Consider the following 22,630-nt stretch of genomic DNA (forward strand, 5'->3'; position numbering starts at 1 on the left):
TATTAAATTATAGTTTTATAAATAGGTATTGATGTCAGATAATCTAAAAAAAAATAACTTCCTTATTAAAAGTTCTGATAGAATCAATCAAAAGGGACATAAACCTTTTGTTGTATGGTTTACCGGACTTTCTGGAGCAGGTAAGACCACTATTTCAAGTGCATTAGAGGTAAGGTTGTTTAATATGGGATTTCATACTTATATATTAGATGGTGATAATGTGAGAACAGGTATTAATAAAGATTTAAATTTTACTCCAAAAGATAGAACTGAAAATATTCGTAGAATTGCGGAAATTTCTTCATTATTCTTGGACGCGGGGATAAGCGTATTAGCAGCTTTTATCTCACCTTATAGAAAGGATAGAGAACAAGCGAAACAACTGATTGGAGAAGATAATTTTTTTGAAGTATTTGTTAATACCCCTATTAATATCTGTAAATCCAGAGATATCAAAGGGTTGTATAAAATGGCTAGTAATGGTAAAATTAAAAATTTTACAGGAATTACTGCCCCATACGAATCCCCAGTTTCTCCTGATGTAATAATTAATACTGCAGAAATTTCATTAGAAAAAGCTGTAGATGAAATATTAGAATGTATTTTAAATCGAATAGAAAAACCTAAAAATAATAGATGAAGAAAAACCTGATTCTAGTTATATTTTCCATAATCTTTACTCTTGGTACTGTAGAGGTTTTCTTGCGATGTTTTTCTCCTCAAATAATGGAGCACGATAAAATGTTTGAGTTCGATAATACGTTAGGTTGGAAGTTTATTCCCAATAAAACGGGCGCCATTGTTTATTCTGGTGAAGCTCGTCATTATATAAAAACAAATGAGATAGGTTTTAGAGATGCTTCATTGCCTAATAGCCTCAATAACAAAAAGGTTTTAGTGCTAGGAGATTCTTTTGTGAGTAATATATCTGTTAAGGATGATGAAGTCTTTACAGAAGTTATGGAACAAAAGTTAGAAGATAATATTGTACTTAATTTTGGAGTTAATGGTTATGGACAAATTCAAGAGTATTTGTTGTTACAACAATGGCTTCCAAAAATTAATCCAGACCTTATAATATTGATGATATATATTAGAAACGATTTTACGGATAACTTAAAAAATAATGATTGGTTGTATTCACGTCCATCAGCATCATGGAATAAAGAAAAACAAGTTTTAGAAATACATCCAATTTCTAACTTTGAAAAAAAGAAAAAAAGAGTAAGTACAAAGTTTTATCATAAATTACACGTATATCATCTCATAAGAACTAAAATAAATAATATTAAAAACAAATTTGATCCTTCTGAACAAATTAATTCTATTTCATATACTCCTCCAGAATTATATCTATGTCGCTCAGAACTATCGGAGAGTACCCAATTGATGTATGTAATTATGGAAAATATATTATTAAAAATTTCGGATTATGCAAAGAAATCAAATACCCCTTTAGTATTTGCTTTGGCACCATCTATAGTACAGGTACAGGATGAATTATGGGAGTCTACCTTATCAAATGCTGATAGAAACCAAGATAAGTATAAAAGATCGCTTCCTAATGATAAACTGATGAATTTTGCCAAAAAAAATGATTTACATATGATTGACCTACTTCCAATATTACGACTGGAAAGATCTAAAGGGGAAAAATTATATAATTCTAAAGAACAACATTGGACTGCTATGGGAAACAAAGTTGTTGCTAATACTATATTGGAATATTTAACTCAAAAATCACTTATAGAGTAATTTTTCTTACAGAAATAAATGTTATTCAATATAATTAACTTCGTTTTCAGATTTCTCACGAATTCTTTCAGGAACTCTAAGAACCTTCCAGGGAGCCAAAGAATCAATATCTTTTCTATGATATAAATCCCCAAGAAAACCAAATTCATGATGTCGATGTGTTTTTAGATGATTTAGCTTTTTTAATACCTCTTTAATTGGTAATCCCCATTCATTGGATAGATGCTCTGCAGAAGGTTCCATAAAGGCAATATAGGATATCTCCATTTCAGTATGAAGTCGTCTATTTTTTATTACAGGATCTTTCCAAAGAGTGTCTTGATACGTTCTTAATTTTTGATTAAAAAACTTTAAAGAATCTTGTAGGTTTTGATAAGAAAGATAATTTTTATGATCTTTTTGTTTCCTGAACATAGGTTGTATTCCAGTCTCATGGCACCAAATACATTTAGCAGGCTTTCCTGCATTTGTCACTTGATTATCTGCGGCATCTTTCAGATTTCCATTTTTGTCATAAATACCAAATCGTATTTGCCCGTTATTCATAACCTCGGCGGTTTCGAATTCATAAATATTTTTAGTGATAGAGTCTATTTCTGCCGAGATATATGCTTGCTTATTTCCGGTATTATTCTTTGTAAACGAAATTATACGATCAACCAGAGAAATACTAGAATTATCAATATACCCAGAAATACTATCAAATTTGTAAAGGGATTTATAATCTTCTAGTTTCTGAGGAATTTCAACAACTTTGTAATAATGATAAGAACTTCCTATGGTTAGAGCTATATACCTACCTAAATCAATGGCATTATTTTGTTGATATTCCTCTGTTTGTTTTAGCTTCCAATTAAGTTGTGCAAGATAATCCGAAGCTTTTTTACTAAACCCAAGTTGATCTACTTTTAAGGTAATCGTTTCATTACTAATATTAAAACCTGTTAGTGTAGTATCAGTAGCAATATGAGATCCAAGAAAAGATAAACACCATTTTAAAGCAATACTATTTTTTTTAATGGTATCACTGGGATATGATTTATTCCATTTTAAATTAATTACATAATCTTTCTCATTACAAGAAATACAGAAAAAAAGAATAAAAACCGAAGTAACAAAAAAGAGCTTCTTTTTTACAAAAACTTCATTGATATTATAATTATTTTTTAGAAACTTCATAGATATAATAATCTCCTTTATTGATAATACTTTCTTCAAAACTTTTTAAGAATTTATACTTGATTTTTTCATCAATTATTTTCCAATCATCTCCTGAATTAATGTTAAAAATAGGCTGATATGAAATAAAGATAAGGGTTTCATCTAAGGTGTTTAGTAAACCTTGAAGAGATTCAATAATAGATTCTTTAGATAAAGAGGTATTAATAATTGGATCTCCCCAAATACAATAACTTTGATATTTGTTACTATTTGTAAAAAAAACAGGGCGTTCTAGATAACTACTTAGTGCGGTTCCATCGCAGGCTACAGTAGCTATAACTTTATGAGAAAGATTATGTTTGTTTAAAAAAGTTATCACTTGTTTAGAACTTGTAAAAGGCTTTGCTATTTCAATGCTATAGGCTAAAATACCGGAGATTAACTGAATTGTTAAAATACTATAGATAATGACGTTTTTTACTCCGTCTACTGATATTTTGGAAAGTAAAGAGTTAAATCGGTTTTTTGTAAATGTATGGTAATGATTCATCCACAATCCAGAAATTATAATAAGATAATTTATTCCAAAATATCTAGGTGCGGATAATTGAGTAATAAAAAAGAATACACCTGTTCCTATAATAGCTAGATAAGTGTATGTTAATACAATTCTGTTTTTATAAAAAAGTAGGTAAGGGATAAAAAAACTTAGAATGCCAAGAATAGCGGCAACAGATTTGTTTAAATTTACTATTAAGTGAGTATTCCAGAAATGAATAGTTCTAAAATCCGGAATAAAAAATACTCCTTTAAAAAATGTGATAAGGGATTTAGGGATTTTTTGAAGCATTGACAAATCATCAATTCTTTGAAAAAAAGTAGTGTCAGTAGGTGGTATTATTTGAATAACAGCAAGAAGAGTCCCCAGAACAAAAATAGTAAGTCCAAAACCTGTTTTTTTAGATATTTGAAAACCATTTTTTTGAATACCCTCCATAAGAACAGTAAAAAGTAAGCAAGTAGTAATAACTATGAAAATAGCATGAGTATTATTTGCTATTGTAAGGACAATGGCAAAAAGCAAAAACTTTTCTTTCCTGCTAGAATAAATACAACAAGCCAAAAATAAAAATAACACTCCAAGCGAATAATTTCTGCTTAACAGGTTGTATTCGAAAAACATGAAGTAACCAAAAATGAAAAAGATTTTAAAAAGACGTGAGAAAGGGGCGTTTTTAAAAAAAATGAATACGGCCAAAGAAGAAATAATAATATGCAGTAATTGCATCCAAAATGGATTCAATGAAAATCTACTAATAAAATAAAGTAAAATGTTCCATAATATTGGATGACCTTCATATCTAGTATTGATGATTAAATTAGAAAAAGACGTACTGTCTCTGGCTAATAACCAATGATGTGCTTCATCCAGCCAAAGCTCGTGATGTAATATACCTACCAAACTTAGAGTGAAAAATATAAATGTAAAAATCAAGTAATCTGAAGCAATTATATTTAGAAGTTTAGAAGAGAAAAAAATGCCCATAAATTATTACTTAAACTTATAATACCTCATTAATAACAAAGCAGCTACAGATTTAATTTTGAGCTTATATCTTTTCATAAAATTTTGTTGGTACTTAAAATAATTCACTTCATTTACAATTCGACGTACTGCAAAATCATAGAACTTACGGTGATACGTACGCTTAAAATCAATATCTCTATCGGTAGAGGTATTCCAATCTGGTTGAATCGTGATATCACTTTCTATTTCATTATATAAAGAAGTTCCTTTAATCGGGTAGGCTACTGTAATTGTAAAATGAGTAGGATTAGCTACCTTAAGGTGATGAATAGTTTCTGCAATATCTTTTTCATCTTCTCCAGGATATCCAACCATAATAAAAGTACCTGTTTCGATACCTAACTTGTTAGTTTTTTGGATAGCTTCTCGCACTGTTTCTACTTTTACACGCCTATCCATAGCATCTACTATTTTTTGCGAACCACTTTCAGCACCTATCCATATCCTATAACATCCGGCTTCTTTTAATTGTTGTAACACTTCATCGTTCAGCCGTTCTGCTCTTGTGATGCATTCAAAAGGAATAATAACGCCCTGTTGTATCACTTCTTTATGAAACTCAGCCAGCCATTTATGACTTACAGTAAATACATCATCCACAAACCATATAGCATCAGGATTATAAGTGCGTTTTAGCATAGCCAACTCTTGAACAACAAGTTTTGCAGGTCTTCTCCGGTAACTTTGACCATATACGGCCGTACTACACCATTTACAAGTATAAGGACATCCACGTTGAGTGCTTACCGTCATAGAACTCGTTCCGTGGTTGTTTTTCCAGGTATCTAGATATTGGTGTATGTTTATAGCTTCTCTATTAGGTAATGGCAGCGCAGAAAGATCTTTCATCTTAATTCTTGCAGAAGTCTTCACCACTTTATCTTTATCTAGATATGCAATACCTGGGATAGTACTGATATCTGTTTTTTTAATAATAGCTTGGTATAACTCAAGCATCGTTTCTTCTCCTTCTCCGATTACCAAATATTGTGCTCCGGCGCGTAAATAATTTTCACAGTTGTAGGTGACATCCGGGCCTCCTAAAACAATTTTGGGAAAACCATACCCTGCTTCGTTTTTAAGAATATGTATAAGTTGAATGACTTCTACTTTGGTCATCAAGTTTGCGTAAATAGCTACAACATCTGGTTTTTTAGAAGCTAAAAATGCTAATTGCTCTTTTCTTGAACTAAACGTTGTATCAAAAACATAATTCTCAACCTGATGTTCTTTTAAATATCCTGAAATATAAAGTTGTCCTAATGGAGGATATGGTTTCATGATCCTACGTTCTTTAGGATCAGTACTTAGATAATATGCGTGAGTTAATACGATGCTCATTTTTTTGATAAAGAGATTATATAATGATCACTGTATCTTGATAAGGAAGAAAAGTCTTTAAAAAAAGAATCTAGATTCCTTAATTTTTTTAATAAACCTATTCTTTTTTTGAAAAATGATTCAAGGTAGGAGGGAGGAATACAAAATCCAATTGGTTTTATCGTATCAGTGGAAAAATCAGATTGTGATAGTATTTTTATATCCTTAGGATTATAATACCAGGTATCTACAAGAACTCCATCAACATTGGCCGAGACTGCTTGTTTTGTATTACGTCTAAAAGCTTTTTTGATATTTCCCTTTGCAATAAAATATAAACTTTCAAGTAGACAATGCTTAGGCATAATCACACCAATAATTCTTCCTTGAGGTTTAAGTTTTTTGGATGCAGAGGTAAAAAAAAACTCTAATTGATCTGAAGAAAGACAGTTTAACCCTCCAAAATCAGAAAATATAATATCAAAAGAACTTTCAAAGTGAGTTTCATTTAAGTTATTAATATCTAATTGTCTGAATTTTGGAATCTTTTGAGAAAAGAATTCTTTGTTTTCTGCTATACTAATCATTTCAGAAGAAATATCTGTTGCAATAACATTATGTCCTTGATGAGCTAACCAAATAGCATCATGACCAGTTCCACAGTTAATTTCTAAAATATCAAGAGAGTCTTCTTTAGATATGTTTTTTCTCAAGAAATCATGCACCAGATCTCTTTGCATTTTACCAATATGGCTATTTGTAAATACATCATCATACGTTATTGCGGCTATGTCAAATGCCTCATTCATTAAGTTGTTCCATTCTTTTTAATAACTGTGAATCTATGAATGCACTAGGAAAATAATAAGTAAGATATGCAATTCTCTTTAAAGCGGTTGATGATATCTTAGCAGGTTTTTTAACCAATTCTTTGAGAAAATGTATTCCCTGGCTTTTACGATATTCTTTATGAACGTAACGATGAAGTTTTTTATAATAATTAGAGTTATACGTACCACTAAACATCATTGCCAGATCATCTGAATCTGTCCAGTTAGCCTTAAACTTTAAATCATCTTTGACTTTATCATAAAATTTTGTTCCAGGTAATGGGTAAGAAACAGATACTCCCAAGTCGTCAGGAAGTAATTCTTTAATCATTCTTACAGTTTTAGCAATATCATTTTTGGTTTCACCTAAATACCCAAACTGAATAAAGAAAGCTATTCTTATTTTTTTTTCTTTCAATAAACGAGTGGTGGTATAAATTTGTTCGACCGTAGTTCCTTTATCCATAGCATCTAATATGGATTGAGAACCACTTTCTGCTCCAATCCATACTTCTTCTAATCCAGATTCTGCTAATGCGTCAATAGTGTCTTCTTTTAACAATAGATCTGCTCTACTTTGAATATAATATTTTAATGATACATTTTTTCCTTTAAGAACCTGATTAAATTCCTGAACCCATCCTGGTTTTAAACCAAAAATATCATCACACATCCAGAAACGCTTAACATTATATGTTTCTTGTAAAAATTTGATATGTTCAACAATATATTCTGGTGAATGTGAATTGTAACGATTGCCATAAATAGGTTTGGCACACCAATTACATTTAAATGGGCAACCTCTTGTGGTTGCCAGATTTAATGTAAATTCCTTGCCTCCTTCTAGCCATATGTTTTTGTAATCCTGAATATTTACCAGATCCCATGCTGGCATGGGCAATTCATCTAAATTATTAAGAACTTTCCGTTTTGGGTTTATAATACTATCTTCTCCTTTGGAGTATACAAGGCCATTAATTTTTTCAGGTGATTGATCAGTTTTTATTGTGTTAATTAATTCTAATAGAGCAGATTCTCCTTCACCTTGTATGATGTAATCAGCCCCATTATAAAGATACTTATGGTAATGATCAGTAGCGTCAGAGCTATTAACAATTACAGTACAATCATAACTTTTACCAATACGTATCATTTCAAAAGCTGCCTCACGCATAGTCGTTAAACACATTTTAGTGAGATAGTTGAAACCATCATCATAAAGTACTAAGAATTTTGGTTTCTTTTCTGCTATGTCTTTTTCTATATCATAGGGGTTATCTCTCAGATTAGTATCAAAAAGATCTACAGAAAACCCATTTTTTCTCATTAAAGAAGCGGCATAGATAGTTCCTAGTGGAGGAAAAGGAGTTTTGTTTTTCCACTGTTTATGATCCAGAGGATAGTAATATGAATGAGAAAACAGTATATCAAGCATGTTCTTCTTCGAGTTCTATGTTATATTTTAATTGAAATTCTCTATATTTTTGATTGAGTCGATTGATTACTTTTTTCTGAAAATTTTGCGGATGATGTTTAGACACTCCATTAGTGGATTTCATGGCGACGTTAAAATCCTTTTTGCTAAGTCCACCAAATTTTACATTCCATTTCTTAAGTGTAAGTTTTAAAAATAGACGATCTAACAAATCTCCAATTTTAGTATTCAATATAAATGCTATAAAATTAGAAAGAGCATTTTTTTTGACTTCTTTATACATCGAGTGTTTACCAATCTTGAGATTAGGTAAATATTCAGAAACCCATTGATTTTCGTTATAAAATTTAGTGAAATCTCCACAAATAGGTATAAGAGTAAGTAGCTCAGTCGCTGTAAAAATATTTTTTTCTGTTATTTCTAAAGTATCTTCTGTAACATAATAGTTGATACAAAAGAACTTCTTGGAATTAAGAAGGAATATTTTTTTATACAGCATCAATAATGTTCTTGCCACCCATAATCGTTTTGAAGAAGCAATTACAAAAAAGTCTACATCCCCATCTTTATCATGGTAATTTTTTGATAGTGCGCCTGAGATACCGACAGCCTTAACGTAAGGAAATTTTGCAATAAACCGTCCTTTGTTAATAGCTTTGTCCATTACAGCCTTGGCCATTTTATTGCCTTCGATGCGTCTGGATACGGTCTGGACATTATTATCAATAAAATAAAAGTTCCTATTAGAAGAAACAATACCTTTATTTTTAAGGTATTCTAATTCACTGTTAATTTCTCCTTTATTATTGGCTCCTGAAAAGAGATAAATCTCTTCTTCAGAAAGCGGATACTTAAATATTGAAAAATACAGTAAAGCTTTAAGAGAATTCACAGTTTTTTTGGGTTTTGGCTTATTAAATTTAGAAATTTTATGATAATAACTAGAAGAATGATAAAAGTTTATTATCAGAATATTTCAAAACCTAATACGGATAGTTTAATAACTGTCAGAATAATAGTAAGTTGAGGTAATTATTTTTTTATTAAATCAAAATCAATAGATACTACAACATCTTGAGCAATTTTTTTACTTACTATTTTAGGAATACTGATATCAAAATCTTCAGGTTTTGCTGTAAATGAAGAAGAAAGGGAATATGTGTCCCCATTTTTATTTACTGAAGCTTTTACATCAATGTCTTTAGATTTTCCGTGTAATGTCAAAGTTCCTTTTATCTGATATTCACTTTGTACATTATTTTTATCAAAACCTACAAGTTTTCCTTTAAAAGTTGCTTTTGGGTGATCATCAGACTCAACATAGTTTTCGTTAAAATGTTCTTCCATTAAAGCATTTTTAAAACGAAACCCCTTCATGAGTGCAAGTGCAGCTATTTCGCCTTTATCGGCATTTAGAATTGCTGTAACGGTACTGTTTTTAGCTTTAACTTCTTCAAAAGAAGGTACAGAAGCTTCAAAGTTGATAGTTCCTTTTTTAGTAAGGTATTTTTCTTGACCTATTGCTGTTATGGTCAAAAGAAAAAAAAGTAAAGCAAAATAATTTTTCATAGATCTATTTATTTGAATAGTTACTTGTGGGTATTCTGTTATTCAATTTGACGATTATAAATTTTATTCCTTTCTATATAGTATAGATTGTTTTGATAGGGGATCTAATATTATCTATTGTTCTAGCAAACCATCATCTCTCCATTGAATAATTATATCAATAGTAGCTTGAGGTAATCGAGGTCCACCCAAAGGCATTAAAAAGTTAACATCCTCAGAGGATACTCTATCTATTAGACCACGATTATCAACGGCATCTTTTACATTAGCAAAAGTGAGTAAAGGCATAGGAGCAAAATTAACTGGTGGGTCATTATGACAACCGATACAGTTTGCATCAATAATCGGTTTGACATTAGTTTCATAGGTAACCATTTGAACTGGGGTTACATCGATTAAATCACTTTCACTATCATTTTCGCAGCTTATATTGGTTAAAATAATACCAGTACATAGGAGTTTTGTCAAATAATTTCTCATCAATTGCATTCAATATTTTTTTAGAGTCAAAAATTATGCTAAAAAATAAGTATTTACAAAATTTAATAACTTTAATTAATGAAATTTAATTAAAATTAAAGAATTTTAAGTGTTTTTGTTAAATAATCAAAAAAGTATTAATGTTGTTTAGTATAACTATTTTTGTTAAAAACATTTATTAGATTAAAAAATCTTTGATAGGTTACAAACTTTTGTAACTTTTTTATCGCTTTTGAATCTAAGTATAAAATATTTTAGAATAGTTATTAAACTATATAAAATAAAGAAGTTATTAATTGATAACTAAGCCAGAGAAATATAATTTTTATTGATATTTAATAGAAGAAATAATATTGAAGATTATTTTAAAATAAAGATAAATGTAAAATTGTAAATTTGAAGATATCATAATTTAAAAAAGAGTTTTTATTTCTAATTAATATACACCGATTTGTTATGAAAAAAATATTAATGATTGTACTGGTCTTATTAATAGCCGCTATTGCTGTTTATAAATACGTTTATCAATCTCACAGAGATATTAAGAGCGAAGAAGCTGCTTTTACTGTAAATGCTACAGATTTAGCCAAAGAATTTTCTGAAGATCAGGAAGCGTCCTCTAAGAAATATCTTAATAAAACAATCGTTGTATCAGGAGAGATTACTGAAGTTGAAGAAAGCGCAATATTGCTTAATGAAGCGGCTTATTGTACATTTGACGATAAAACTGAGATCTCTGGTGCTTCTGTTGGAACAAATCTAACCGTAAAGGGCAGGTGTATAGGATATGATGAACTCTTGGAAGTGATTAAGTTAGACCAGGTTTCTATAGTAAAATAAGTTGTATCACATTTAATTTGTAAATAAATTTCTATGAAAAAAGTTTTTATACTTTTATTAATGACCCCTTATCTATTGTTAGCTCAGGATGACTTACTTGGCGAGTTAGAATCTGAAGTACAGGAAGATAATACTGTTGAAGCTACTTTTAAAGGGCTAAAAATTGTAAATTTTGAAACAACCAAATTAGTAAGCAAAAGAAATTTGTTTTTTGTAGTTTCTCACCGTTTTGGTAGTGTAGAAAATGGTATTGATGATTTCTTTGGATTGGATCAGGCAGTTACGCAGCTTAAATTTATTTATGGGATTAATGATGGTTTTAATGTAGGTATAGCCAGAAGTTCTTTTCAAAAAACATATGGAGTACACGCAAAATATAGATTATTACGACAAAAGAAAGATGGATTTCCAGTTACTATAGTTGGATATAATCTGTTAACAATTAATACAGCTTTAGAAGAAGATGTATTGCCTAAACTAGAATTTAGTAATAGACTTTCATATACTACACAAGTATTAATTTCCAGGAAAATTAATAAAAACCTTTCATTAGAACTTGCTCCTTCATATTTGCATGAAAATTTTGTAAGATTTGATGACCAGGATAATTCTCAATTTATTGTTGGAATGGGAGGAAGGTATAAACTAACCAAGCGTTTTAGTTTGAACATCGATTATGGAGTTCATCTTAATCGAAGTGATACCTCTACATTTAAAAACCCATTGTCGATAGGTGTAGACATAGAAACTGGAGGGCATATTTTTCAGTTACATTTTACCAATGCACAACCCATGTTTGAAAATGGTTTCTTAGGCCAGGCATCCGGTGACTGGGGAGATGGTGATTTTTTCTTTGGATTTAATCTGAGCAGAGTTTTTGATCTTTAGTAGAGATTTATTGCTCAATTAATCCGTCTGCTATCCAATCTTCAACGATATCAATAGTTGCCTGAGGAAGACGTCCTGATTCTGGCATAACATTAAAAGAATTGGTTGTAGCCATACGTGCAAATAAATCTCTGTTATTTACAGAATTAACTACTTCTTGATAGGTTTCTAAAGACATGGGAGCTCCTTGTGTTGGAGGGTTTGAATGACACTCTGTACAATGTGCTTCCATAATAGATTTTACATCTGCCTCATAGGTAGAAGTTTTGCCAGGTATAGGATCAGGGTCAATAACAATTTCTGGTTCTTGAGCATCATCGCTTCCTCCACAACTAAACAGGGTATAGGAGATTATAAGTAAAGTAATGATTACGGCTATCTTTTTATGCATAGCAGGTTGGGGTTTTTATTGAAAGATACTAAATTATGGGGACTATGCTATAACGTAAAGTTTTTTGAATAATTATAATTCTACTTTTACATTATATTCTTTTAACAAGTCCAGATGCGATTCTATTTCAAATTCTGAAGCTTTAAAACGATCACGTCTTACCTTAGCATCTTCTTTACGAATAACACTTCTTACAAATCTACGTACACTAGTTTGGTTTTCAAGAATAAGCCCTGGAACTTTAACACTTTCTCCTTCATTGTTTTTTGCAACCATGGTAAAATAACTAGAATTACAATGTTTTACTTTACCTGTTTGAATATTCTCGGCTTCGACACGTACTCCAACAACCATAGAGGTAGAACCTACATGATTTACAGAAGCTTTTAGGGTAACCAATTCTCCTACTTCTATAGGTTTTCTGAAATCAACTTTATCTACACTTGCTGTTACACAATATGTTTCTGAGTGCTTAGAAGCACAAGCAAAAGCAATTTGATCCATTAGAGATAGGATATAACCTCCGTGTATTTTACCACTAAAATTTGAGTGAGAAGGAAGCATAAGTTCTGAAATAATTACTCTGGATTCAGAAGATTTTTTATATCGTTTCATCTGTTTATATTTATTGTTTATTAATGGTAAGATGGAATCGCCATGTAATCATATCGGTAGGTATCAACCTGATTATTATGGCTTATTTCATAATTTTTTATCAATGATTTTATTTTTGTCTAAAGTGAGGCGATTCTTCTTCCTCAACATTAATTATAAAATACTTGGTATCCCCTAACCATGTGATTTTGGCAAATCGTTCTTTATATTTAAGTTTAACATATCTTCCTTGAAATTTTTCTAATTTTTTGATGATCTCTTCATTTTTACCTTCAACAGAAAAACTAAATATTTGGGCTCCAGAAATTCCTTGGCTTATTTCTCCTTCCCAAGTCTTAAAAACAACCCCTTTTTTACTAAACTTTATCAATTCACCACTTCTGGTTCCTTCACTATACGAAGCATAATAAATAAAAGCATACCACATTGCAAATAATGCAATAATTACAACAATTATGATTGCGAGTATTTTTTTCATAATGATTTAATATTTAGTAATTGTAGTAAATATGGTTGTCATTTTGTAAGCTTAAAAAGCTTCATATACTTTGGTTACGAATTCATCAATTTGATTAGGTTCTAACCAACGTGTAACGATAACCAGGTTTTTCTTTTGATCTACTATTATGAAATTACCGCCAAAACCTGCAGCATAAAAAATATGCTCTGGTAACCCTTCCCAATGTCTGTTACCTTTTTGGTTTAACCACCACATAAAACCATAATTAGAATTAGCAGTAGATGATTGAGTAGCTTCTTTGATCCAATCTTTAGAGATGAGTTGTTTTTCTTTCCAAGTACCATTATTTAAAAACAATAACCCAAACCTAGCATGATCAGTAGTATTAATAAAAAGCCCTCCTCCGGAATGTCCACCACCACTAACTGATTGCATTTTAAGACCATCAATGTTTACCCAAGAATTATCATATCCATACCATCTCCAGGTAGTAGATGCTCCAATAGGATCCATGATTTTTTCTTTTAAGATTTTCGGCAAAGGTTTCCTCCATACATTAAGAAGCGAATATGCAAGTACATTTACTCTTACATCATTATATTCAAAAACAGTTCCGGGTTCATTGAGTTTTCTTGATTTCCAATCATCGATACTTCCTTCTCTTGAAGGGCGATCGGCCCAATCATATCCTCCCCATAGTTGTCCTGACCAATCTGAAGATTGCGTTAAAAGATGTCTCCAGGTAATTTTTTTGTTATGTTTTCCATCAAAAGTATGGTCCCAAACATATTGATAAGGAAAATCATCAACAGATTTGATTAGCTTTTGATCAATTGCCAGTCCTGCCATAGTAGATAAATAACTTTTGGTAACGCTAAAAGTCATATCTACTCTATCAATATCACCCCATTTAGAGATGATATACCCATCTTTAAGTATTAATCCGGCCGCAGAACCACGTTTTTTGGTTGGTCCAAGAATCTGATGATAAGGCTCTCTTTGAAACCCTTTTAAGATGGCTTGACGTAAATCTTTGGACCCTGAATACTCATTATTTTTTGCAAACTCAACGGCTTCTTCTAATTTTTGTGAGTTAATTTTAAACTCAGAAGGTTTTTTTTCTTCCCAGTTTCCACGTTCAGGAAAATAAGTTTGTTGTGCGTGTAAAGAAAAAGAAATAAGTCCTAAAATACAGAACGAGATAAAAAAGTGTGAATATTTTGACATCATGATGCGACTGAATTGTTACGTATTACTTTGCGGACAATCATAAAAACTCCGATTGCAAATAATGTGGAGCCTATAAAGCCAATACCATTTACAATTGTATTGATAATCGAGTACATTTGAATTCCCCAGGATTCGATATATAAAAACATAAAATTAAATGATATCGATACCAAAAGGATCAATATATTGCCAATTAACATTAACATCCCTTCTGTTTTACTTCCTACTTTCATTAAATAGTAAATAGCTATACCTATAAAAAATAATGTAGGTACGATATAAAACAAAGAGGTTAGGATTCGCATTAAAATTTCTGCAATATTTGAGTCCATAGGATTTGTTTTTAAGTTATTATTCTTCGTTATCTTCTGTAGCTCTTTTTATGATTGCTTCAGGCAATGATTTTTTTGCTTTAGCCCCCATTTTCTTCAGTTTTTCTACACTAGTAATAAGATTACCTCTTCCTTCGACTAATTTATTCATGGCAGAGGAATAATCTTTCTTAGCATCATCGATCTTTTTGCCAACACCGGTAAGGTCTTTTACCAATCCTTCGAACTTATCATACAAGGCTCCAGCCTGACGTGCTATTTCAATGGCATTGCGCTGCTGCTTTTCATTATTCCACATGGTATCGATAGTTCTCAATGTAGCCAGAAGGGTTGAAGGAGTAACAATAACAATATTTTTTTCAAAAGCTTGATTGTATAACTTGTTATCTTCATTAATAGCTATAGCAAATGCTGGTTCTATTGGTACAAAAAGTAAGACAAAGTCAGGAGATTCAATATCATAAAGATCCTGGTAATTTTTTTCAGAAAGTTGATCTACATGGCGTTTTAGAGAATTGATGTGTTCTTTTAGATAATTTGCTTTTAGGTCATCATCGTCTTCATTAACAAAGCGTTCGTATGCGGTTAAGGATACTTTGGAGTCGATAACCATCTTTTTATTATCAGGCAAATAAATTACTACATCAGGTAATACTCGCTGACCATCATCTGTTGTAAAACTTTGTTGTACAAAATACTCGCGATCTTTCTCAAGCCCTGACTTTTCTAATACCCGCTCTAGAACCAATTCACCCCAATTACCTTGCATTTTGCTGTCTCCTTTGAGCGCTTTGGTAAGATTAGTAGCTTCTTTACTCATTTGCTCATTAAGATCTTTAAGCCCTAATATTTGTTGACGTAGTGCTGCGTGATAATCAATACTTTCTTTATGTGTTTGTTCTACTTTCTTTTCAAAAACATTAATCTTTTCCTGAAGCGGATTTAGAATATTTTTGATATTTTCTTTATTCTGCTCTGTAAATTTTGAAGATTTCTCATCTAATATTTTATTGGCAAGGTTTTCAAATTCTTTGGTGAATTTCTCTTGTAGTTTTTCTACTTCGTCTTTTTGCTCCTGGTTTTTAAGTTGAAGGTTTTCAAACTCAGCATTACGTCGGGTTAGTTCTGTATTCAGAAAATCTTTTTCTCTCCTAATTTCTTCTCGTTCCTGAGAAAGTTCGGTAAGTTGTTTTTCAGTACTTCTTTTTAGTTCTTCATATTGAGCTTGTAATTGATTAGATCGCTCATTAGCAATACTGTGCTCACTTTTGTTTTTAAGAGCAGCAACATATTTGCCTATAAAATAACCTGCAATAATAGAAATAATAATTGCCCCAACAGCAATGATGATCGGTGTGTATTCTGACATGAAACCTTTTTATTTAATCAAATATAAAGATTCAATATGAAAAGAAAGAGGTAACAATAAGGAAGTTTTCAAGCAAATTAACCCGTTAACATATTTGGTTCTTTTAAGACGCTGTTTGATAACTATTAAATCTCCAATTATTGAAATTCTTTGTAAGAACTATTGATTCATAATCATCACATTGATTTCTGGAAACTGACTTTCTAAAGATTTCCTAACACCAATGACATGTCCTGCTCCTATAATAACGATTGCTTTTTTATGATGATGTTTTAGTATTTGAACTCCAATGTTTTGAGCTATACCATCATTACGTCGGTCCCAGATGTTTGCTCCTTCAATACAAGGAGCACAAGGAGTTTTACGGAAAGTAAATCTATTAGAGATGAGATATCTTTTTATTGTTTTAAGCTTATTGGTATGTCTTCCTAGGTTTCCAAAGATAGCAGGTAGGATAGCTCGACGATATTCTTTCTTATTATTCTGTATTAAATATTTGATTTCTCCGTCTTTTTTACTGGCAATAACACATTCTTTCCATTTTTTTGAATACTCTGCAGTCTCATGTTGATGATCCATAGCGTAGATGTAATTTATATCCATAGCAATCGCAAGCTTAGCAGTTAGATCACCATTTTCATTACGGAGTGGTTTTTTACTACCGATAATACCATATCTATACAAATAAGTATAATAGGACCAATTAGCTTTATCTTTTTGTGCAGCAAAATATTGTTTTAAATAATTAAAATCACTTTTACTCATTTGTAGCACACTGGTTTTTTTAAGTTGTTCAGTGCGAGAAGGAATGTTTTTGAATATTTGAGCAATACTATCACTATATGGGAGAAACCACTTACTTTCATAATTTATCAGGCTTAGTGAATCTTCTGGTCGTTGTCTTTCTACATAAATAGCATCTGGTGTATACTTTTTAGCGATTTTTAATAAAGGTTTATAGCTGTTCTTAACAATTTTTGGAACCTCGTGCATAGTCCCCATAATAAATACTGTAGGTTTTTGCTTTTCTTGTGAAAATGTGGTAAAAATATTTAAAACTAAACTTACAATTAATGCGACTAATACTTTCATATTTATAGTTTTGATTTATTTGGGTAAAACTATAAAGTGATGGTGTGTTAAAGCTCTAAAAGAGTAGCGTTGTGGCGAATTATATAGATTTTGTGGTGAAATTAAAAGTAGCTTTTACCGTTTCTTGATAGGTTTTAGAAACCGGAACTTCTATAGCTTGTTCTAGGATAAGGTTGAGTTTCCCTTTTTCTGGTTTCCATTGTACAAAATGATACGGATTGATTAAGTAAGAACGATGAACTTGTAATAATTGGGGGAGCTCACCAGCTATAGAAGATAATTTATTACGAATTAGCTGTTTTTTTAAAGAGTTGTTTTGAAGAAAAGAAACCTCTATGTAATTATCAGAAGATTGGATACAGATAATATCATTAAACAACAGTCTTAAGTTTTCATAATTGCCTTCACCTTTAATTTCAATTTTTTGATCTTCCAGTTTTTTACTTTTATACTTTCCCAAAGACCAACGTCCAATCAATATGATGGGTAGGATTGTAGAAACTGCGGGCAGGTAGATATTTGTGATGTAATAGGGTAGTGTATATGGATTAGGTTCTCTAGCCATAATTATGTGTAAATAGACAACTCTGCTTAATACAAAACTTAGAGAGACAACGAGCAATATGAAAATTAATTCGCTTGAAATATACCAAGACCTATTATTATGTTTATATATGAGTTGTTGTAAAGGCAACATAAGTAAATAACCAAAGGCTCCTACTATACCATAAAATGGCAGATAAATTAGTTTTTCGGTATTGCCAAACTCATTAACATCGAGTGGTTCTGTGAAATATAAGAAAACAAAAATCCATAGAGCTAACCCTAAAGCTACAAGGAAATGGTGTTTAAAAGATGGGTCAAAAGGATATTCTTTGGGCATTGAACCGTTTTTTTCATCTAAAAATATATAAAGTATCTCAATAGATCAATTTCTTACTTTATACCTTCCGGTTTTTTCATCAAATAAAATTAGATCTTCAGGAAATAAAGAAGAAAAAGCACGACATTGTATTAATTCCTTAGGACGACCAAATTCAAAGCCTTCTTCATTCATTACGATCATTTTATCACACAATTGTATGGCAAAATCAATCTCGTGAGTTGAGAAAAGAATGGTTTTTTTGGTTTCAAAAGCAAGACGTTTTAGAAGTTTTAAAATATATGCTTTATGATAGATGTCTAAATGTGTGGTAGGCTCATCTAGCATGATAAAAGGAGTGTCCTGAGCTATGGCGCGAGCGATTAAAACTTTTTGTAACTGTCCGTCACTGAGTTCAAAACATCGTTTTTCTGCATATTCTGAGATATGTGTTACTTCTATTGCGGCTTGTACCTTTTGTACATCATCTTCTGTCATTTTTCCTATCCAATTGGTATAGGGTTGTCTTCCTAGCGCAACAAGTTCTTGTACAGTCAGGTTTTTTGAAGCGATCTCTTCGGTTAATACTACACTAAGTTGTGAAGCAAGTTCGGCTGTTTGATATGTTTTTAATTCTTTATCTGATAAAAATATACTGCCATGTAAAGGAGGTTGCACTTTAGATAAAGTACGTAACAAGGTAGATTTTCCAATTCCGTTAGCTCCAACAAGTCCTACCAATTCACCCTCATAGAGTTTTAAATTAATATCAGCAGCTACAACATATAACTCTTTCTTATTGCGATAACCAATAGATAAATCTTCAGTTTTAAGGACGATATTTAAATTTTCAGGATTCAAAGAATTTTTATTAAAATAACATTTTTCTTTTTCTAACTAATAACCAAATTACTACGGGAGCACCAATCAAGGATGTGATCGCATTGATAGGTAAGGTATATTCACTAGCTGGTAACTGTGCAATACTATCACAAATTAACATTATTATACTTCCTAATAGTGCTACTGCCGGAATCAGAATTTTATGATCAGATGTATGAAATAATTGACGAGTCAAGTGAGGTACTGCTAGACCTATAAAAGCGATAGGACCTGCAAAAGCAGTGATACTACCGGCTAATAATCCAGTGGCTAGAATAATCAAAAAACGACTTTTTTTTATGTTTAGCCCAAGACTACGCGCGTAATTTTGACCTAATAATAATGTGTTTAAAGGTTTTATAGTGGCTATTGCTAGTATAAACCCTAGAACAAATATTCCAGAAAAGATCATTACATCTGTCCAGGATAGGTTACCTAAACTTCCGAATCCCCAAAATACATACTGTTGTAATTGTTCTGCAGGAGCAAAGTAAGAAAGAACACTTACGATAGCCGAAGTGATACTCCCAAACATTAATCCAATAATTAGGATAGCCATGGTATCCCGAACTCGTATAGAAACGAGCATTACCATAAATAATATTAAAACACTCCCTAAACTGGCAGCAATTACAAGTCCCCATTTAGAAATTAAAAGCGCAGATACCGTTGCACTAGCCAAACCACTTCCAAGAAGCAAGAGAGATACTCCCAGACTAGCTCCAGAACTTATACCAAGAACAAAAGGACCAGCAAGAGGATTTCTAAACAATGTCTGCATTAATAGACCAGATATGCCTAATCCGCTACCTACAATAACCGCAGTTATGGCTTTAGGTAAACGGTAATCAATAATGATATGTTTCCAGGATTCTTTTTCTACTACACCACCAATTAAACTGTTTAATGTGTCTAACCAAGGGATAATTACAGATCCCAAGCTAATATTGGCAACAAAACAAACGAGTAAAGCGATTGCAATACAGAGGAAAACTATCTTATATGATTTATTTGGGATCAATTAATTTAGTTTTTCAAAAAAATAGGGTTCATAGTCAGTTAAAAGTTCAGGATGAGCGATTTGAATAATATCTTTAAGAATCAAATCTGGTCGCATAGGCCCTAATTCATAATAGATTAATCCTCCTTTAGGACCTATCTTTAAGGTAGAAGAATATACGGCTTTATTTTTAAATGCATTAAATAATTCGTACTTGTTATTTTTTTCCTGAAGAGTTGCAAGAGATGTTGAATTGCCAGATCCAATCCATAAATCTGCGTTTTGTGCTTTCTCCAAAACACTTTCAAAATTTAAGTTAAGACTTCCTGTCTTATCAGTGTTTGCCCATAAATAAATAGTATTTGCATCTTTTAAAAATTTAGCTACATAACTAGCTCCTCCAGGAACATACCAAACATCTTTATACATATTGCCAGATAATACAGTAGGTGAAGAGGTGGCTTTTTTTGCAAGCTTTAAGGCATTGTTATAATCTTTTTCAATATTTTGAAAAATAATATCAGCTTCGGTTTCTTTACCAAAAAAAGCTGCGATAAATTTTACCCACTCAGCTCTTCCTAATGGATGTTGTTCTGTCCAGGAACCATTCATTACTACAGGTATACCTGTTTTTTGAATTAAATCATACGTTTTGGTATCTCCGGTTGCAGAAAAACCAACAATTAAATCTGGTGCAAGCTCCAGAACAACTTCTGTATTGAGTTTATGCTCACTACCTAATTCTTTAACTGAACCATTGTCGATTAACTTTCTAGTTTTTTCTGAAGAAATAAAATCTGTGTTAGGAAAACCAGCTAAAGCTTTTTCTACGTTCAAATATTCTAATATAGGAATATCAGTAGTTGAGGTTACAACCACTTTTTCTACAGGCACTTCAATAAAGATAGCGTCACTATTCTCTATAGGTTTTGATGTTCCTTTAGGGTAAAGAATGTACGTAAAACCTGTTTTAGCATCTGGCCAGGGAGAAGAAACATTTATTTCTTTATAACCTTCGTGATTTTGAATTGTAAAGCCTGAAGCATACTCTATATTTTGAGTAGAAATAGTCTCTTGAGAAGTGTTTGTGGATACTTTTACCTCTTGTTTACACGAAAAGAGTATCATTAATAATGTTAATATTGAAATACTACGCATAAAGTTTTTTGTGTAAATGACGATTATGATAAATCAGTTATTGTTAAATTCCCGTCAATAGCATTGATTTTTATAATCTGACCATATCCCAGTTTAATACTAAACGAATTTTTGAGAGTTATGTTTTGTATTTGAGCGATTAACGACCTCATAGGTCCAGCGTGAGATACTATAATGATTTTGTCTGAGCTAGAACTATCCAAATCAGAAAAGAAATCCAAAACCCTTTGTTGAAGAGTTATATATGATTCTCCTTCTGGAGCAGAAACATTGACAAAGTCGTTCATCCAAGGGCGTATTTCTTCTTCAGAAATTTCATCCCAGGCTTTTAGTTCCCAATCACCAAAATTTAATTCTTTTAATCTATTGTCAAAAATGACAGGTTTTTTAAAAGTTTCGGCGAGTAATTTACAGCGTTGCAAAGGACTACTGTATACTTGAGTTATTTCTTCGACAGGGATTTGAGAATGTATATGTGTTACTTCTGTATCAAAGGAAACTGTAACTCCTAAATCACTTTGTCCATAACAGATTCCTTTTTCAATGTTTGGGGTAGTATGTCTTACCAGATATATTTCCATATGACGATGATTGTAAGATAAAATATTACTTCACTTAATTGTTGAACAGCTCCTGCACAGTCTCCTGTTTGTCCTCCAATCCATTTTTTGAATTTAGCGGCTAGAAACATTTTAGAGATGTACATAGGGATGATAGTAATAAATATCCAGGGGTTTTTAAATATCAATAAAGGGGTAATACCAAAAATACCACTGATTAGTAACATAGATGCACTCATACTTTTTGCAGCGGGTTTGGCTTTGCTATCTTGTGTATCCCTAACATAGGGATGTGTATATATTAAAGTGGTCGCTATAAAGCGACTTAGGCTATGACCGGCTATTAGAACTAGTGGAATGTAATACGGTTGTACTTCTCTTAAAGTCATAAATTTTATTGAAAGAATCAGTAGTAACCCAATGGTACCATAGGTTCCCAATCGAGAATCTTTCATAATAACCAAGATTTTTTCTTTAGTCCAACCACCGCCAAAACCATCGCATACATCTGCGAATCCATCTTCATGAAAAGCACCTGTAGCATATATTGTCGCAAAAATGGATAGTAATAAGGATATCTCAATAGAAAAAATAAAAGAAGCTCCATAAAATACCGTAGCTCCTATACTACCAACAATAATTCCAACAAGAGAAAAATATTTAGAACTCATTCTTAAATAATCAGGATCGTGATCTACCCGCTTAGGAACAGGAATGCGGGTAAAAAACATTAATGCAGTTAAAAATATATGAATCTCTTTTTTCATCTGTTTGAATTTATTCTTTTTAACGACAGATGGAACCTTTGACGAT

General features: G+C 31.5%; 25 protein-coding genes. 4 read left to right on the plus strand and 21 right to left on the minus strand.

The features are described 5' to 3' along the window. Positions 1-31: 31 nt before the first annotated feature. Positions 32-640 carry an adenylyl-sulfate kinase gene (cysC, locus tag U0D62_RS24810; protein ID WP_322290060.1) on the plus strand — a complete coding sequence of 203 codons (609 nt, stop codon included), beginning with the start codon at positions 32-34 and terminating at the stop codon, positions 638-640. After that, positions 637-1,755 (plus strand): SGNH/GDSL hydrolase family protein, encoded by a 1,119-nt coding sequence (locus U0D62_RS24815; RefSeq protein WP_322290061.1) that lies wholly within the window; start codon positions 637-639, stop codon positions 1,753-1,755. Before cysC ends, U0D62_RS24815 begins: the two co-directional genes overlap by 4 nt. Before the next feature lie 21 nt (positions 1,756-1,776). Here U0D62_RS24815 and U0D62_RS24820 read toward each other — a convergent pair whose 3' ends face one another. The 8 genes from U0D62_RS24820 to U0D62_RS24855 all read right to left on the minus strand — a co-directional run bounded on the left by U0D62_RS24820 (position 1,777) and on the right by U0D62_RS24855 (position 10,147). After that, the gene (locus tag U0D62_RS24820; protein WP_322290062.1) at positions 1,777-2,934 is read right to left on the minus strand and encodes a hypothetical protein; all 1,158 of its coding nucleotides are present in this window, start codon (positions 2,932-2,934) and stop codon (positions 1,777-1,779) included. Then, positions 2,915-4,462, minus strand: coding sequence for a hypothetical protein (locus tag U0D62_RS24825; protein WP_322290063.1), 1,548 nt, complete (start codon positions 4,460-4,462; stop codon positions 2,915-2,917). Before U0D62_RS24825 ends, U0D62_RS24820 begins: the two co-directional genes overlap by 20 nt. A 6-nt stretch (positions 4,463-4,468) precedes the next feature. Then, positions 4,469-5,845 (minus strand): B12-binding domain-containing radical SAM protein, encoded by a 1,377-nt coding sequence (locus U0D62_RS24830; protein ID WP_322290064.1) that lies wholly within the window; start codon positions 5,843-5,845, stop codon positions 4,469-4,471. Then, entirely contained in the window at positions 5,842-6,633 is a 792-nt protein-coding gene (locus tag U0D62_RS24835) for a class I SAM-dependent methyltransferase (protein WP_322290065.1), read from the minus strand. Before U0D62_RS24835 ends, U0D62_RS24830 begins: the two co-directional genes overlap by 4 nt. Continuing rightward, a complete protein-coding gene (locus U0D62_RS24840; protein WP_322290066.1) occupies positions 6,626-8,089 on the minus strand; it encodes a B12-binding domain-containing radical SAM protein in 1,464 nt (487 codons plus the stop codon). The genes U0D62_RS24835 and U0D62_RS24840 overlap by 8 nt, the downstream gene beginning before the upstream one ends. Next, on the minus strand, positions 8,082-8,981 hold the full coding sequence (locus tag U0D62_RS24845; RefSeq protein ID WP_322290067.1) for a nucleotidyltransferase domain-containing protein: 900 nt from the start codon (positions 8,979-8,981) through the stop codon (positions 8,082-8,084). The genes U0D62_RS24840 and U0D62_RS24845 overlap by 8 nt, the downstream gene beginning before the upstream one ends. Positions 8,982-9,121: 140 nt before the next feature. Then, positions 9,122-9,658, minus strand: coding sequence for a YceI family protein (locus U0D62_RS24850; protein WP_322290068.1), 537 nt, complete (start codon positions 9,656-9,658; stop codon positions 9,122-9,124). A 114-nt stretch (positions 9,659-9,772) separates the two neighbouring features. Beyond that, positions 9,773-10,147 (minus strand): hypothetical protein, encoded by a 375-nt coding sequence (locus U0D62_RS24855; protein WP_322290069.1) that lies wholly within the window; start codon positions 10,145-10,147, stop codon positions 9,773-9,775. 447 nt (positions 10,148-10,594) lie between these two features. On the opposite strand from U0D62_RS24855, the gene U0D62_RS24860 reads away from it, so the two are divergent. After that, a complete protein-coding gene (locus tag U0D62_RS24860; RefSeq protein ID WP_322290070.1) occupies positions 10,595-10,978 on the plus strand; it encodes an OB-fold protein in 384 nt (127 codons plus the stop codon). A 33-nt stretch (positions 10,979-11,011) separates the two neighbouring features. Next, complete coding sequence (locus U0D62_RS24865) at positions 11,012-11,866, plus strand: DUF5777 family beta-barrel protein (protein ID WP_322290071.1); 855 nt, start codon at positions 11,012-11,014, stop codon at positions 11,864-11,866. A gap of 7 nt (positions 11,867-11,873) precedes the next feature. On the opposite strand, the gene U0D62_RS24870 is transcribed toward U0D62_RS24865, so the two are convergent. From U0D62_RS24870 to U0D62_RS24930, 13 genes are all read right to left on the minus strand, one after another. Then, positions 11,874-12,257 (minus strand): hypothetical protein, encoded by a 384-nt coding sequence (locus tag U0D62_RS24870; protein ID WP_322290072.1) that lies wholly within the window; start codon positions 12,255-12,257, stop codon positions 11,874-11,876. Positions 12,258-12,329: 72 nt separating this feature from the next. Next, entirely contained in the window at positions 12,330-12,872 is a 543-nt protein-coding gene (locus U0D62_RS24875; RefSeq protein WP_322290073.1) for an acyl-CoA thioesterase, read from the minus strand. A gap of 109 nt (positions 12,873-12,981) precedes the next feature. Next, on the minus strand, positions 12,982-13,350 hold the full coding sequence (locus U0D62_RS24880; RefSeq protein WP_322290074.1) for a 6-phosphogluconate dehydrogenase: 369 nt from the start codon (positions 13,348-13,350) through the stop codon (positions 12,982-12,984). 51 nt (positions 13,351-13,401) lie between these two features. Continuing rightward, the gene (locus U0D62_RS24885; RefSeq protein ID WP_322290075.1) at positions 13,402-14,559 is read right to left on the minus strand and encodes a serine hydrolase domain-containing protein; all 1,158 of its coding nucleotides are present in this window, start codon (positions 14,557-14,559) and stop codon (positions 13,402-13,404) included. Beyond that, complete coding sequence (locus tag U0D62_RS24890) at positions 14,559-14,894, minus strand: hypothetical protein (RefSeq protein WP_322290076.1); 336 nt, start codon at positions 14,892-14,894, stop codon at positions 14,559-14,561. The genes U0D62_RS24885 and U0D62_RS24890 overlap by 1 nt, the downstream gene beginning before the upstream one ends. Before the next feature lie 19 nt (positions 14,895-14,913). After that, positions 14,914-16,263, minus strand: coding sequence for a DNA recombination protein RmuC (locus U0D62_RS24895; protein WP_322290077.1), 1,350 nt, complete (start codon positions 16,261-16,263; stop codon positions 14,914-14,916). A gap of 159 nt (positions 16,264-16,422) precedes the next feature. After that, positions 16,423-17,355 (minus strand): DUF5694 domain-containing protein, encoded by a 933-nt coding sequence (locus U0D62_RS24900; RefSeq protein WP_322290078.1) that lies wholly within the window; start codon positions 17,353-17,355, stop codon positions 16,423-16,425. Positions 17,356-17,434: 79 nt separating this feature from the next. After that, the gene (locus U0D62_RS24905; RefSeq protein WP_322290079.1) at positions 17,435-18,238 is read right to left on the minus strand and encodes a LytTR family DNA-binding domain-containing protein; all 804 of its coding nucleotides are present in this window, start codon (positions 18,236-18,238) and stop codon (positions 17,435-17,437) included. 45 nt (positions 18,239-18,283) lie between these two features. Next, positions 18,284-19,078, minus strand: coding sequence for an ABC transporter ATP-binding protein (locus U0D62_RS24910; RefSeq protein ID WP_322290080.1), 795 nt, complete (start codon positions 19,076-19,078; stop codon positions 18,284-18,286). Between the two features lie 10 nt (positions 19,079-19,088). After that, positions 19,089-20,120, minus strand: a complete 1,032-nt coding sequence (locus U0D62_RS24915; protein WP_322290081.1) for a FecCD family ABC transporter permease — start codon at positions 20,118-20,120, stop codon at positions 19,089-19,091. After that, positions 20,121-21,257 carry an ABC transporter substrate-binding protein gene (locus U0D62_RS24920; protein ID WP_322290082.1) on the minus strand — a complete coding sequence of 379 codons (1,137 nt, stop codon included), beginning with the start codon at positions 21,255-21,257 and terminating at the stop codon, positions 20,121-20,123. It abuts the gene before it with no gap. 23 nt (positions 21,258-21,280) lie between these two features. Continuing rightward, positions 21,281-21,838 carry an alpha-ribazole phosphatase gene (gene cobC / locus U0D62_RS24925; RefSeq protein WP_322290083.1) on the minus strand — a complete coding sequence of 186 codons (558 nt, stop codon included), beginning with the start codon at positions 21,836-21,838 and terminating at the stop codon, positions 21,281-21,283. Further along, positions 21,820-22,584, minus strand: coding sequence for an adenosylcobinamide-GDP ribazoletransferase (locus U0D62_RS24930; protein WP_322290084.1), 765 nt, complete (start codon positions 22,582-22,584; stop codon positions 21,820-21,822). Before U0D62_RS24930 ends, cobC begins: the two co-directional genes overlap by 19 nt. Between the last annotated feature and the right edge of the window lie 46 nt (positions 22,585-22,630).

This window comes from Aquimarina callyspongiae, assembly GCF_034322225.1.
Lineage (GTDB): Bacteria > Bacteroidota > Bacteroidia > Flavobacteriales > Flavobacteriaceae > Aquimarina.

Bases quoted from the DNA above. Each gene is read 5' to 3' on its own strand.
- U0D62_RS24870 (WP_322290072.1), bottom strand. From the start codon at position 12,257: ATGCATAAAAAGATAGCCGTAATCATTACTTTACTTATAATCTCCTAT.
- U0D62_RS24835 (WP_322290065.1), bottom strand. From the start codon at position 6,633: ATGAATGAGGCATTTGACATAGCCGCAATAACGTATGATGATGTATTT.
- cysC (WP_322290060.1), top strand. From the start codon at position 32: ATGTCAGATAATCTAAAAAAAAATAACTTCCTTATTAAAAGTTCTGAT.
- U0D62_RS24820 (WP_322290062.1), bottom strand. From the start codon at position 2,934: ATGAAGTTTCTAAAAAATAATTATAATATCAATGAAGTTTTTGTAAAA.
- U0D62_RS24890 (WP_322290076.1), bottom strand. From the start codon at position 14,894: ATGGACTCAAATATTGCAGAAATTTTAATGCGAATCCTAACCTCTTTG.
- U0D62_RS24905 (WP_322290079.1), bottom strand. From the start codon at position 18,238: ATGCCCAAAGAATATCCTTTTGACCCATCTTTTAAACACCATTTCCTT.
- U0D62_RS24860 (WP_322290070.1), top strand. From the start codon at position 10,595: ATGAAAAAAATATTAATGATTGTACTGGTCTTATTAATAGCCGCTATT.
- U0D62_RS24900 (WP_322290078.1), bottom strand. From the start codon at position 17,355: ATGAAAGTATTAGTCGCATTAATTGTAAGTTTAGTTTTAAATATTTTT.
- U0D62_RS24885 (WP_322290075.1), bottom strand. From the start codon at position 14,559: ATGTCAAAATATTCACACTTTTTTATCTCGTTCTGTATTTTAGGACTT.
- U0D62_RS24825 (WP_322290063.1), bottom strand. From the start codon at position 4,462: ATGGGCATTTTTTTCTCTTCTAAACTTCTAAATATAATTGCTTCAGAT.
- U0D62_RS24830 (WP_322290064.1), bottom strand. From the start codon at position 5,845: ATGAGCATCGTATTAACTCACGCATATTATCTAAGTACTGATCCTAAA.
- U0D62_RS24895 (WP_322290077.1), bottom strand. From the start codon at position 16,263: ATGTCAGAATACACACCGATCATCATTGCTGTTGGGGCAATTATTATT.
- U0D62_RS24865 (WP_322290071.1), top strand. From the start codon at position 11,012: ATGAAAAAAGTTTTTATACTTTTATTAATGACCCCTTATCTATTGTTA.
- U0D62_RS24930 (WP_322290084.1), bottom strand. From the start codon at position 22,584: ATGAAAAAAGAGATTCATATATTTTTAACTGCATTAATGTTTTTTACC.
- U0D62_RS24855 (WP_322290069.1), bottom strand. From the start codon at position 10,147: ATGCAATTGATGAGAAATTATTTGACAAAACTCCTATGTACTGGTATT.
- U0D62_RS24875 (WP_322290073.1), bottom strand. From the start codon at position 12,872: ATGAAACGATATAAAAAATCTTCTGAATCCAGAGTAATTATTTCAGAA.
- U0D62_RS24920 (WP_322290082.1), bottom strand. From the start codon at position 21,257: ATGCGTAGTATTTCAATATTAACATTATTAATGATACTCTTTTCGTGT.
- U0D62_RS24850 (WP_322290068.1), bottom strand. From the start codon at position 9,658: ATGAAAAATTATTTTGCTTTACTTTTTTTTCTTTTGACCATAACAGCA.
- U0D62_RS24880 (WP_322290074.1), bottom strand. From the start codon at position 13,350: ATGAAAAAAATACTCGCAATCATAATTGTTGTAATTATTGCATTATTT.
- U0D62_RS24840 (WP_322290066.1), bottom strand. From the start codon at position 8,089: ATGCTTGATATACTGTTTTCTCATTCATATTACTATCCTCTGGATCAT.
- U0D62_RS24815 (WP_322290061.1), top strand. From the start codon at position 637: ATGAAGAAAAACCTGATTCTAGTTATATTTTCCATAATCTTTACTCTT.
- cobC (WP_322290083.1), bottom strand. From the start codon at position 21,838: ATGGAAATATATCTGGTAAGACATACTACCCCAAACATTGAAAAAGGA.